Raw genomic sequence first — 12,554 nt, 5'->3', positions numbered from 1 at the left:
ACACCCGGGATACCTGTCCCGTGCCACCCGGGGTGTCGGCGATGAGAGGAGAGTGCCGAAGGCGGGTTTCGGCCGATGCGGCCCGTTGTTTCACGGCCGTGACGACGGCGACGCAGGGGTTACGCCTACGTGAACCACGGCCGCGCCGCCGTGCGCGATCGGCTACCGTGCCGCCGCGCGTGACGAGGAGTACCGGAAACGCCACCGACCGTGGCGGCGGCGGCCGTCACGGTCGGCGGAGCCCGGGGGCGGCCCCGGAAAAATGGCCCGGAAGGGTCTGGGCGGGCCCGCGCAGGCCCGCGCCAAGGCCTCGGAGCCGGTCTCAGACCACCGAGACGTACTCCGGGATGTCCTGGACGACGCGCTCCTTCAGCCGGCTGACCGCGTCCACGCCGTGGTAGCGGGCCGAGGCCGCCTCGGTGGTCTTGCGCACCCGCGAGTTCAGCCGCTCCGAGCGGACCTTGGTGGCGATGTCCACCGCCTGCTCGGCCATCACCGCGGCCTGCTCCGGCTCCTTCTGCAGCAGGTACACGCTGGCCATGCCGATCAGGTTGAAGGCGTAGGACCGGACGTGGTCGCCGTCCTGGCGGAAGAGGTCGACCGCCCGTTCCATCACCGGCGCGGACATCGAGGCGTACAGCTCGGCCTGGTCGGAGTGGTAGGCGAGGTCCCGGAAGGAGTGGGCGTTCTCGGCGTTCAGCTCGGCCGGCGAGAAGAACTTCAGCCAGTCCGGGTCGCCGTCGCCCTCCCGGATGTCGGTGAAGGTGTCCTCTGCCAGCCGGACGGCCCGGGCGCAGCGGTTCACCTCGCCGATGGTGGCGTACGCGCGCGCCTCCATCGCGTACAGCAGAGACTGCTGGCGCGGAGTGGCGGTGTCGCGGCTGCCGTACTGGGCGAGGTGGATCAGCTCCAGGGCGTCCTCGCCCCGGTTGAGGTGGATCATCTGGCGGCTCATGTCGGTGAGGATCAGCGCGCCGAACGGGCGGTCGCCGGCCTCCTTGGCGGCGTGCAGCGCCAGCACGTAGTACTTCTGCGCGCTGGGGTGCATGCCGACGTCGTACGACATCCAGCCGGCCAGGTGGGCCAGCTCGGCGGTGAGCCGGAACAGCCGCTTGGTGGTCTGCTCGGGGTACGTCTCCTGGAGCAGGTCGGTGACCTCGTGCAGTTGGCCGACGACCGCCTTGCGGCGCAGCCCGCCGCCGTTCTGGGCGTCCCACTGGCGGAACATGACGGTGGTCTGCTCCAGCAGCTCCAGCTCGGGCTCGGAGAGCCGGCCGGTGAACGGCTCGCCGCCGTTGGCCGCGGTGAGGATCGGGGTGGGCGTGCCGTTCGGGCCGGGGGCCAGCCAGCGCTGCATCGGCTCGATCAGTGCGGCGCCGGCGGTCAGGGCGAGCGAGGTGCCCAGGAAGCCCCGCCGGTTGAGCATCAGGTCGCTGCGGGAGTAGTCGCTGATCAGCTGGACGGTCTGGGGGGCGCTCCACGGCAGGTCGACGCCGCCGCCCACGGTGGAGACCGGGATGGCGGCGCGCAGGCCGAGGTCCTCGATGGAGACCACCGAGCCGAAGCGCTCGGAGAACAGCTCCGACATGATCTTGGGGATCGGCTCGCGGGGCTGCTCGCCGTCGAGCCAGCGGCGCACCCGCGAGGTGTCGGTGGACACGTGGTGGGCGCCGATCTGGCGGGCCCTGCGGTTGACCTGGCGGGCCAGCTCGCCCTTGGACCAGCCACTGCGGGCGAACCACGTGCTCAGCTTCTCGTTGGGTTGCTTCTCTGCCATGGGAACGTCCCCATCCCGCCCGGCCCCGGTCCGGGGCCCCGATCGTGACCGCCCGACGGTTGCGGGCTTCTTGCCAGACGTGCCGTACCTGAGAGGTGCTGCCGCACTGCTGTCGTACTGGTGTGCCATCCTTGCGGACGGTGCGTCAGATCTCCCAACTCCCGCCCCCAGCGGGCCTGGAGTGAACTCCCCGACGCGGTCTGCGTGCTGAAGGTAATGCCCCCTGAGCCGTCCGGGGGAGCGGCCCTGGCGAAACGCCACCTTTCGCCACCCCCAGGAGTGAACCGAAGCAGGACGGCACACGCTTCACTAGGTAGTCCCGACGGTCCGGCATATGCGGGCCGCCAAGTCCGAAACGGCGCCTCGGCAACAACGGCAACACGCAGCAGTCACAGGCGAGTTTGCAGCCCGCCCTGGTCGACGGCCGCCCCGCGCACACGACGATCCGGCATCGGCCCCGTCCGCCACAAGGCGGCGCCCGAGGCGCACCACCACAACAGGCGCACGCCACGCGCTGCGCGCCGCCACCGCACAACGCACGACACAACAGACAATCAACACACAGTCACCATCCCGTAACCACCGGCAACGAGAACCTGTTGGGGGAGGCATGGACAACCTGTTCGGCGAACTTCGACTGGGGCACCTGCGGTTGGCGCCGCTGGGCGCGCGACGCCGCAGCCGGGTCACCGCGTCCCAGGCGGCCGCGGAGTACACCGGCCGCTGGGGCTGGGCGGTCACCGCCGGCACCGCGAGCGGCGCCACCGCCCCGGCCCGCTGTCACTGCGGCACCCCGCGCTGCGCCGCCCCGGGTCTGCACTCCGCGACCGGCGGCGAGAGCGTGGGAGCGGCCGGCGAGGACGCACCCGTGCTGTTCCCGACCGGCCGCGCCTTCGACGTCCTGGACGTCCCGGAACAGGCCGGCCTGCAGGCCCTGGTCCGGCTGGAGCGCATGGGCACCCAGGTGGGCCCGGTGCTCGCCGCACCCACCGGCCGGCTGCAGTTCCTGGTGGCCGCCGGCACCGCCCGCCGACTGCCCGACCTGCTGTACCGGATGGGCTGGGACGACGCCGCCCTCGACCTCGCCTGCCACGGCGAGGGCAGCTACGTGGCCGCGCCGCCCACCGTGCTCGGCGGCCTCGGCCCGGTGCGCTGGCTGCGCCGTCCGAACCGCGACAACGCCGGCTGCCCGCCCGAGGCCCGGCTGCTGCTCGGCACCCTCGCCTACGCCTGCCACCGCAGCCGCGAGCGCACCGCCGAACCGGCCTGGCTGGCCTCGTAGCGGACACGGCGAAGGGCCCGCCCCTCACGGAGCGGACCCTTCCTGAACCGGAACCGGGACCAGGGCCGGACCGGGCCCGAAGCCAGCCCTGAAACCAGGGCCGGCCCCGAAGCCGAACCGGCGCCGGGGCCTGCGACTCAGTCGCCGATCAGCGCGTCGACGAAGGCACCCGGCTCGAACGGCGCCAGGTCGTCGGCGCCCTCCCCGAGACCGATCAGCTTCACCGGGACGCCCAGGTCCCGCTGGACCGCGACCACGATGCCGCCCTTGGCGGTGCCGTCCAGCTTGGTCAGCACGATGCCGGTGATGTCGACCACCTCGGCGAAGACCCGGGCCTGGATCAGCCCGTTCTGCCCGGTGGTGGCGTCCAGGACCAGCAGCACCTCGTCCACCGGGCCGTGCTTCTCGACCACCCGCTTGACCTTGCCCAGCTCGTCCATCAGGCCGGTCTTGGTGTGCAGCCGGCCGGCGGTGTCCACCAGCACGGTGTCGGCACCCTCGGCGATGCCCTCCTTGACCGCGTCGAAGGCGATCGAGGCCGGGTCGCCGCCCTCGGGCCCGCGCACGGTGCGCGCACCGACCCGCTCGCCCCAGGTCTGCAGCTGGTCGGCGGCGGCGGCCCGGAAGGTGTCGGCGGCGCCGAGCACCACCTTGCGGCCGTCGGCGACCAGGACCCGGGCCAGCTTGCCGGTGGTGGTGGTCTTGCCGACGCCGTTCACGCCGACCACCAGGACCACGGCCGGGCCCTCCGCGTGCTTGGTGGAGTGCACCGTGCGGTCGGCGTCCTTGCCGACCAGCTCGACCAGCTCCTCGCGCAGCAGGGCGCGCAGTTCCTCCGGGGTGCGGGTGCCGAGCACCTTGACCCGGGTGCGCAGCCGCTCGACCAGCTCCTGGGTGGGGGCCACGCCGACGTCCGCGGTCAGCAGGGTCTCCTCGACCTCCTCCCAGGTGTCCTCGTCCAGGCGCTCGCGCGAGAGCAGCGTGAGCAGGCCCTTGCCGAGCGAGTTCTGCGAGCGGGAGAGCCGGGAGCGCAGCCGGACCAGCCGGCCGGCGGTGGGCTCGGGGACTTCGAGGGCCGGGGCCTCCTCGACCTCGACCGTCTCGGGGACGGCCTCGGCCTCGGGGAGTTCGACCTCCTCGACGGTGCGTCGGGGCTCCTCGGTCGGCGGCGCGGACTCCTCGCCGACCTGGGGCTCTTGCGGGGTCGGGGGCGCCGTGACGACCGGCGCCTGCGACTTCGGGGGCAGCTGCTGGCGTCGTCTGCCGGAAACGACGAGGCCGGCGATCGCGCCGACGGCGACCACGGCGATGACTACGGCAAGAATCACGTATTCCATAACGTGAACCAGTATCCGTGACGGCGGGCGCGACGGACCGCAGGCGGACTGGCCGTCTCCGACGGATCTCGGCGCGAATCCGGCCGGACCGGCAGGAGACGGACTACCCCGGTGCGGCGGCGCGCGGCCCCGCCCGCTGCGCGTCCCCGCTCCGGCGGCCGGGCGGCGCCCCGGTGCGCAGGCGCTGGCTGATCACCTGGGAGATGCCGTCGCCCTTCATGGTCACCCCGTACAGGGCGTCGGCGGACTCCATGGTGAGCTTCTGGTGGGTGATCACGATCAGCTGCGAACTCTCCCGCAGCTCCTCCATGATCCCGACCAGTCGGCGCAGGTTGGTCTCGTCCAGCGCCGCCTCCACCTCGTCCATCACGTAGAACGGGCTGGGCCGGGCCTTGAAGATCGACACCAGCAGCGCCACCGCGGTGAGCGAGCGCTCGCCGCCGGAGAGCAGCGAGAGCCGCTTCACCTTCTTGCCCGGCGGGCGGGCCTCCACCTCGACCCCGGTGGTCAGCATGTCGTCCGGGTCGGTCAGCACCAGCCGGCCCTCCCCGCCCGGGAAGAGCCGCGCGAACACGCCCTCGAACTGGGCGGCGGTGTCGCGGTACGCCGCGGTGAACAGCTGCTCGACCCGCTGGTCCACGTCCTTGACGATGTCCAGCAGGTCGCGCCGGCCACGCCTGAGGTCGTCCAGCTGCTCGCCGAGGAACCCGTGCCGCTCCTCCAGGGCCTCGAACTCCTCCAGCGCCAGCGGGTTCACCTTGCCGAGCTGCTGGTACGCCCGTTCGGCCGCCTTGAGCCGCCGCTCCTGCTCGCCCCGGTCGTAGGGCCGGGGCTCGCCGGGCTCCTGCCCCTCCTCCGACGGCGAGGGCGGGACGGGCCGGTCGGGGCCGTAGGAGGCGAGCAGTTCGCCGCCCTCGATGCCGAACTCCTCCAGCGCGCGGGCCTCCAGCTGCTCGATCCGCAGCCGCTTCTCGGCCCGCAGCACCTCGTCCCGGTGGCCGGCGTCGACCAGCTTGTCCAGCTCGGCCTTCAGCTCCCGGCCGCGCTCCCGGCCCTCCCTGAGCTCGGTCTCACGCTCCGCGCGCGCCTCCTCGACGGCCGCCCGCCCGGCGTCCGCCCGAGCCAGCGACACCTCCAGACAGGCCAGCAGCTGCCGGGCGCCGGCCGCGACGGCGTTCGCCACCCCGGCGTCGTGGACGGCGCGCCGGCGGCGCTCGGCGGCCCGGGCCCGCGCCTCGCGCTCGGTGCGGGCGGCCCGGTCCAACTGGTCCGCCCGGCCCGCGAGACCGCGCACCCGCTCCTCGTGGGTGCGCACCGCGAGCCTGGCCTCCATCTCCGTCTGCCGGGCACGGGTGGCGCCCTCGGCCAGTCGCCGCTGCTCGGCGGCGTCCGGCTCGTCCTCCCCCGCATCCGCCGACTCCTCGGCCGCGGCGAGCCGTTCGGCCAGCTCCCCGGCGGCGGCGAGGAGCTGGACCAGGCCGTCCTCGGCGCGGGTGGCGGCGGCCGACAGCCGCTCGGCCTCGCCGGCGGCGGCCCGCGCCTGGCCGCCGAGCCGGCCGAGCGCGCCCGCCACCTGGGCCCGTTCCTTCTCGGCCTGCCGTCGGCGGGCGGCCAGTTGCTCCAGTCCGGCGGCCGACTCCCGGCGCTGTTCGGTGAGTTCGGCCAGCCGTTCGGCCGACTCCGCGCAGCGTTCGGTCAGTTCATCCAGTGCGCGGGCCGTCTCGTCCACCGCCGCCTGGGTCTCCAACAGGCTCGGCGCCGCACCGGACCCGCCCTGCGCGAAGCCGCTCCCGAGCCGGTCGCCCTCCGCCGTGACGGCGCTCAACCCGGGGTGTTCGGTGAGGAGTCGCAGCGCGTCGTCCAGCGAGTCGACCAGCACGGCGCCGGCCAGCAGGGCGCGGACGGCGGGCAGCAACCCGGCCGGTCCGTCCACCAGTTCGGCGGCCCAGCGGGCCCCGGCGGGCAACTCCCCGACGGGTCGTCCCACTTCACCGGCGTCCGCGATCAGCAGCGCGGCCCGTCCGGCGTCCTCCTTGTGCAGCAGCCGCAGCGCCTCGGCCGCGGTGGCGGGCGAGTCGACGGCGACGGCGTCCGCCGCCGCGCCGAGCGCCGCCGCGACGGCCGTCTCGCACCCCGGCTCGATCCGCAGCAGTGCGGCGGCCGGGCCCAGCAGGCCGGCCAGCCGGTCGCCGGCGGCGAGCAGCGCACCGCTGCCGTCCTTGCGGCGCAGGCCGAGTGCCAGCGCCTCGTGCCGCGCGGTCAGCCCAGCCCGCTCGCGCTCCGCCGCACCGGCCGCCTCCCGGGCGGCGGCCAGCCCGCGCTCGACGGCGGCGAGTCCCTCCCGGGCGGCCTCGTACCCGGCGTCCGCCTGTTCGTCGTCCGCCGCCAGCGCGTCGACCTGCCCCTGGAGCTCCTCGAACTCCTGCTGGGCGGCCCCGGCACGCAGCAGCGCCTCGTCCCTGGCCTCGGCGAGCCGGCCGATCTCGGCCTCGGCGGCGCCGGCCTTGGACCGGGCGGCGGCCGCCTGGCCCTGAAGCCGGGCCAGGCCCTCGCGGCGGTCGGCGATGGCCCGGGCGGCGTCCTTCAGCCGGCGCTCCTCGGCGGCCAGCCCGCGTTCCAGCTCCGCCCTGGTCTCCACCGCCTCGGCCAGCGCGTACCGGGCCTCCTCCAGCGCCTCGGCCAGCGCGCCCTCCTCCTCCCGGATCCGGGCGGCCTCCTGCTCCAGCTCCTCCGGATCGCGGCCGCGGCGCTCCTCGGCCTGCCCGCCGGCGGAGGCGTGCCGGGCCCTCGCCTCGGCCAGGCCGATGGTGCCGCGGGTGCGCTCGGCGAGTGCGGAGAGCCGGTACCAGGTCTGCCGGGCGGCCTCCAGGCCCGGGCCGAGCTGCTGGACCTGCGCCTCCAGGACGGCTTCGCGCTGCAGCGCGCGGGCGAGCTCCTGCTCGACGGTGGAGCGCCGCAGCCGCAGCGCCAGCTCGTCGGCGATCTCCTCCTCGACCGCCTTGCGCAGCGTGAGCAGGTCGTCGGCGAGCAGCCGGAGCCGGGCGTCGCGCAGGTCGGCCTGGATGCCGGCGGCCCGCCGGGCGATCTTCGCCTGCCGGCCGAGCGGCCCGAGTTGGCGCCGCAGTTCGGCCACCAGGTCCTGGACCCGGTTGAGGTTGACCTGCATCGCGTCCAGCTTCCGCAGCGCCTTTTCCTTGCGCTTGCGGTGCTTGAGGACGCCGGCGGCCTCCTCGATGAAGGCCCGGCGGCCCATCGGGTCGGCGTGCAGGACGGAGTCGAGCCGGCCCTGGCCGACGATGACGTGCATCTCGCGGCCGATGCCGGAGTCGGAGAGCAGTTCCTGGATGTCGAGCAGCCGGCAGGTGTCGCCGTTCAGCGCGTACTCGCTGCCACCGTTGCGGAACATGGTCCGGGTGATGGTGACCTCGGCGTACTCGATGGGCAGCGCGCCGTCGGAGTTGTCGATGGTGAGGCTGACCTCGGCGCGGCCGAGCGGGGCGCGCCCGCTGGTCCCGGCGAAGATGACGTCCTCCATCTTGCCGCCGCGCAGGGACTTGGCACCCTGCTCCCCCATCACCCAGGAGAGCGCGTCGACGACGTTGGACTTGCCGGAGCCGTTGGGGCCGACCACGCAGGTGATGCCCGGTTCGAAGCGCAGCGTGGTGGCGGAGGCGAAGGACTTGAACCCGCGCAGCGTCAGACTCTTCAGGTGCACGCGCCGGTCTCCTCATTGCTCGCCAGAGCCCCCAGCGGCGACTGTATCCGGCGGTGGGCGGCCGAACCGCCCCCGGACACGACGACCGTGCGGACACGACGACCCCGGACACGACGAAGGGACGCCACTCAGGGCGTCCCTTGCAAACTGCGTCCCTTGCGGGGCTCTTTGCGCAACGGCGTCGATCTGTGAGGACCGGGCGGGACTCAGGTGAGAGCCGGCTCCCGCTGGTCCAGGTCGATGCTGTTGAGCAGCGAGTGCTCGTCAGCGACAGCGATGAGAGCGTCGTTCTCAGCCTGCATCCGAATGAGCTCGGACTCCAGGTCCTGGACGCGCTGCTGAAGCCGTCGCATCTCGGAGAGCATTCGCGGGTCGGGGCCGCCGACATACCCGAGAAGCGCCTTTGCCATGATGAATGGTCCTCCACGCTGAGTGACCGAACCGGAACGGTACAGGTCTAGGGGGAAGGGGGACGCACGCGCGGCGCGTCACCGGTAGTGCTGGCTGGGCACTACGGCACATCCGCCGTGAGCTGGGCTCACGAGGGCATGCACCTGCCGGGTAAACGCGGTCGTGTGCGCGGGTTTCCAGCGTCTCACCAAAGACGGAAAGGGTCAACACGATCACCGCACGCTACCGCGCCCCTGTCACCTGCATGGCGGTGTCGTCACGCCAAGTGGTCTCGGGCCGGTCCACCAGGTGCTCGTGGATCATCGTTCGATGCGGAGTCAACCACGAGTCTGCCCGGATGGCAACCGTATGACACCGGCAGTTGCCGATCTTTTCGCGTGGGCCCCGCGTCCCTCGCACGGCCCACGGCGGCCACCGGGATCAGCGGATCGCGAAGCTCTCGTAACCGTCGCCGACGGCCGTCCAGATCTCGGTCACGCCGGTGACGGCTCCGGGGGTGTCCGGGCCGCGCAGCAGTGCGAGCAGCTGCTCGCAGTCGGCGGCCAGACCCTCGGCGACCACCTGGACCCGGCCGTCGCCGAGGTTGCTCGCATAGCCGCTCAGGCCGATCTCCAGCGCCCGTGCCCTGGTCCACCAGCGGAACCCGACCTGCTGGACCTTTCCCCGCACCCAGGCGGTCACCCGGACCGGCTCGTCCCCGTGCGCGTCACGACCATGCATGCCCCGACCCTATCCGGCACAGCCCTGACCTGCCCCGTTGGACCCCGTTGGACGCTGGCGGCGACTAGGCCCCGACGGGGCCCTCCCTGGTCCAGCCGGGGCTGTGGATCTCGATCTGCAGGTCGGCGCCGTGCCCCTCCCTGCCGCACCCGCGGCAGACCCACGCCGGGTCGTACGGGTGGGCCTCGCAGCCGTCGGGGTCGTGCCGCAGTCCGACCGGAGGCTCGGGCAGCACCCAGCGGTCGCCCCAGGAGAGCAGCGCCTGGGTGAGCGGTGCGAGGTCCCGGCCGGCCTCGGTCAGGTGGTACTCGTAGCGCGGCGGGCGCTCGCTGTAGGCACGCCGTTCGACCACCCCGGCCTCCTCCAGCGCACGCAGCCGGGCGGTCAGCCGGTCGCGCGGGGCGCCGGTGTTGCGGGCGATCCGGTCGAAGCGGTGGTTGCCGTAGAAGAGCTCGCGGACGGCGAGCAGCGCCCACTTCTCGCCGACCACCTGGAGGGCGGCGGCGATCGAGCAGGGGCGGCCGGGGAGGGCGGAGGGGGTGCCGGGAGTCACACCGCCAGCCTGCCACACAGGGTTTCGTTTTCAAACCGGCCCGGTCGACGCCCGCCCGGGTGGCCCGCCGGACAACCGTAGCGGCCCCCGCCGACCAGGGCGGGGGCCGCTGCACACACGGGTCGTCGCGGGGGCGGCCGGTCAGAAGCCGCCGCCGAAGTCCCCGCCGCCACCGCCACCGCCGAAGTCGCCCCCGCCGCCGAAGCCACCGCCACCGCCGTCGAATCCGCCGCCGAAGTCCGAGGAGTCGAAGTCGCCGCCGGAGAAGTCGCCGCCGTCGTAGCCGGAGCCGTCCATCGACCCGGCCGCGTAGGCCGGGCTGCTCATCATCGAGCCCAACATGGTGCCGACCAGCAGACCGGGCAGCAGCCCGCCGCCGCCGAAGCCGCCGAAGTAGCCGCCGGCCCACGGGCCGTACACCGGTCCCGCGTTCCAGTACGGCTGCGGTCCGTGCTCGGTCGGCACGGTCCGGATGTCCGGGTCCTGGCCGGCGGCCAGTCGGGCCGCGTCCGCCTGGCAGACCGGGACGGTGCGCGTCGCACCGCCGGCCGGCGCCCAGTCGGCGTCCTGCACGGACGGACCGTGCCGCGGGTCGAAGAAGCACGGCGGACGGCGCTCCGGCAGCGGGCGCTGCTCCCGCCGGGCCGCCAGGGTGGCCAGCGCGAACCGGCCGTCCTCCAGTGCCTCGGTGACCGGCTTGACGTCCGCCGGGCCCTTGGCCTCGTCCATGGTGCGCTTGGCCTGCTCGTAGGAGTCCAGGGCGTGCGCGTAGTCGGTGCGCTGGACGTCGTCGGCGTCGGCCGCGCCCGGGTTGAAGTCGAGCCGGTCGAGCTCCTCGCCGAAGGCGGTGATGTCCTCGTCCACCACCCGGCGCAGCTGCGCCAGCTCGGCGCGGCGCTGCTCCTCCTTGCGCCGCCGGGCCCGGCGGAACAGCAGGAACACACCGGTGCCTGCCAGCGCCAGCAGGGCCAGCGGGATCACCACGGCGGCGACCGACATACCGCTGCCGCCGCCCACGCCGTGGCCCTTGACCTGCGGCGCGGCGGTGTCGACGAAGTCGTTCAGGGTGGCGTCGATGTCTCCCGGGTGCGACCGGAAGGAGGCGCCCGCGATCCGCTCCGCACTTCCGCTGGGCAGCGCGGACTTGTCCGATCGGGCCTGGAACTGGTCGCCGCGCCAGATGCCGTAGGTGCCGGTGATGCCGACCTTGGTGCGCAGGTCGGGGAAGACCGAGGTGGCGCCGTACGGATCGGCGGCCGGGACGACCGCGATGAAGATCGGCTTGTCGGTCTTGCGGATCTTCTCGGTCAGGGCGTCGGCCTGGCTCTGGCTGAACCGGCCTTCCATCGCCGGGTCGACGTAGACCCGGCCCTGCTTGAGGGCCGCGGTGGCGTCGTCCAGCCCGCCGGCCGCCGAGGCCGCCGGAGCCAGCACGAGCAGCAGCCCGAGCAGCGCCGCCACCAGCGCCGCCGCCAGGGTTGGCGGGCCGGCGCTCCGGGACGGTCGTCGAGCAAGGGTTCTCATGCCATCGACGCTACCCCCAGCGCTCCCCGGACGGGGCATACCCTTCGTCTACGGGTCGGCCGGCGCACCCCCACCGTCCGCCGGGGTCCGGCCCCTCCTCCGGGATGATGTCGCCCCCCGCCGTCCCCCATCCGTCCCTAAGCCGCGCGGAGCCGGGAACCGCAGACCCCGCCCGGACGTACGTCCCGGCAGGTCCGCGGCCGTTCGCCCGGCGCTCCCGGGCGCCCCGACCGTACCGCGCGACCAGGCATAGTGGTGCCGGACCACCCGGACCATGACCTTCTCTTGACCGTTTCTCTCGATCGGAGCACTCGGTGTTCATCGGCCTCGTCACCGCCGTGGCGGCCTCCGCCTGCTACGGCACCGGATCGGTCCTGCAGGCCGTCGGATCACGCCGCTCCGCCCGCGAGGAGGCCGCCCGCGGCACCTCGACCGGAACCACCGAGCACGGCGGCCCCAGCCTCTCCTCGACCGCGAAGGCCGCCGTCACCTGGGAGTTCATCCTCGGTACGGTGCTCGACCTGATCGGGTTCGGGCTCGGCGCGCTGGCCGCCCGGCTGCTGCCGCTGTTCCTCTCGCAAACCATCATCAGCGCCAACCTGGTGATCACCGCGGTGCTCTCGATCAAGCTGCTCGGCATCCGGCTCAAGCAGCTGGAGTGGGCGTCGATCGGCGTGCTCTGTTCGGCGCTGGTCCTGCTGGCCGTCTCCGCCGGGCCGGAGGGCGGCCACCACGCGGCGATGTCCTTCCACTGGTGGCTGCTGGCCATCACCACCGTGCTGCTGGTCGGCGGCGGCCTGCTGGTGCGGCGGATGGGCGCGAAGGGCGCCATCGTCGCCGGTCTGCTCTCCGGCCTCGGCTTCGGCGCGCTCGGCGTCGGCGTGCGCATCCTCAACGGCGTCGACCCGTTCGAGCTCGGCAAGCTGCTCTCCGACCCGGCCCTGTACGCCATCCTGGTCGGCGGCCTCGGCGGGATGTACGTGCACACCATCGCCCTGCAGATCGGCTCGGTGAACGGCGCCACCGCCGCCCTGGTGGTCGGCGAGACGGTGCTGCCCGGCGCGGTCGGCGTGCTCTGGCTCGGCGACTCCTCCAAGGCCGGCCTGGGCTGGCTCGGCGTCCTCGGCTTCCTGCTCGCCGTGGTCTCCGCCGTCGGCGTCGCCTACTTCGGCCAGGACACCCACGGCTCGGCCGAGGCCCCCTCGGCCGAGCCCGAACTCACCAAGCGGTAGCGG

The 12,554-nt window shown here is 73.8% G+C and carries 9 protein-coding genes; 2 read left to right on the top strand and 7 right to left on the bottom strand.

Annotated elements, in window-relative coordinates; translation table 11 throughout:
* Positions 1-322: 322 nt before the first annotated feature.
* Complete coding sequence (locus ACGFZP_RS07525; protein ID WP_392929540.1) at positions 323-1,777, bottom strand: hypothetical protein; 1,455 nt, start codon at positions 1,775-1,777, stop codon at positions 323-325.
* Between the two features lie 610 nt (positions 1,778-2,387).
* On the opposite strand from ACGFZP_RS07525, the gene ACGFZP_RS07520 reads away from it, so the two are divergent.
* Positions 2,388-3,059, top strand: a complete 672-nt coding sequence (locus ACGFZP_RS07520) for a bifunctional DNA primase/polymerase (protein WP_392929537.1) — start codon at positions 2,388-2,390, stop codon at positions 3,057-3,059.
* Between the two features lie 137 nt (positions 3,060-3,196).
* Here the strand turns inward: ACGFZP_RS07520 and ftsY are convergent, their stop codons facing one another.
* The 6 genes from ftsY to ACGFZP_RS07490 form a co-directional block, all read right to left on the bottom strand.
* Positions 3,197-4,396 carry a signal recognition particle-docking protein FtsY gene (gene ftsY, locus ACGFZP_RS07515; protein ID WP_392929535.1) on the bottom strand — a complete coding sequence of 400 codons (1,200 nt, stop codon included), beginning with the start codon at positions 4,394-4,396 and terminating at the stop codon, positions 3,197-3,199.
* Positions 4,397-4,499: 103 nt separating this feature from the next.
* Positions 4,500-8,111: a chromosome segregation protein SMC gene (smc, locus tag ACGFZP_RS07510; RefSeq protein WP_392929533.1), complete on the bottom strand. Its 3,612-nt coding sequence runs from the start codon at positions 8,109-8,111 to the stop codon at positions 4,500-4,502.
* Between the two features lie 206 nt (positions 8,112-8,317).
* Entirely contained in the window at positions 8,318-8,521 is a 204-nt protein-coding gene (locus tag ACGFZP_RS07505) for a hypothetical protein (protein WP_392929531.1), read from the bottom strand.
* 421 nt (positions 8,522-8,942) lie between these two features.
* The gene (locus tag ACGFZP_RS07500; protein WP_392929529.1) at positions 8,943-9,242 is read right to left on the bottom strand and encodes an acylphosphatase; all 300 of its coding nucleotides are present in this window, start codon (positions 9,240-9,242) and stop codon (positions 8,943-8,945) included.
* A 64-nt stretch (positions 9,243-9,306) separates the two neighbouring features.
* Positions 9,307-9,795, bottom strand: a complete 489-nt coding sequence (locus ACGFZP_RS07495) for a winged helix-turn-helix transcriptional regulator (RefSeq protein WP_392929526.1) — start codon at positions 9,793-9,795, stop codon at positions 9,307-9,309.
* Between the two features lie 141 nt (positions 9,796-9,936).
* Positions 9,937-11,319, bottom strand: a complete 1,383-nt coding sequence (locus tag ACGFZP_RS07490) for a hypothetical protein (protein WP_392929524.1) — start codon at positions 11,317-11,319, stop codon at positions 9,937-9,939.
* Between the two features lie 314 nt (positions 11,320-11,633).
* Between ACGFZP_RS07490 and ACGFZP_RS07485 the strand changes: the two genes are divergently transcribed.
* Entirely contained in the window at positions 11,634-12,551 is a 918-nt protein-coding gene (locus ACGFZP_RS07485; RefSeq protein ID WP_392929522.1) for a hypothetical protein, read from the top strand.
* Positions 12,552-12,554: the final 3 nt, after the last annotated feature.

The organism is Kitasatospora sp. NPDC048239 (genome assembly GCF_043202015.1).
In the GTDB taxonomy this organism is placed as follows: domain Bacteria; phylum Actinomycetota; class Actinomycetes; order Streptomycetales; family Streptomycetaceae; genus Kitasatospora.
This window is presented reverse-complemented; position numbering and strand designations above follow the sequence as displayed.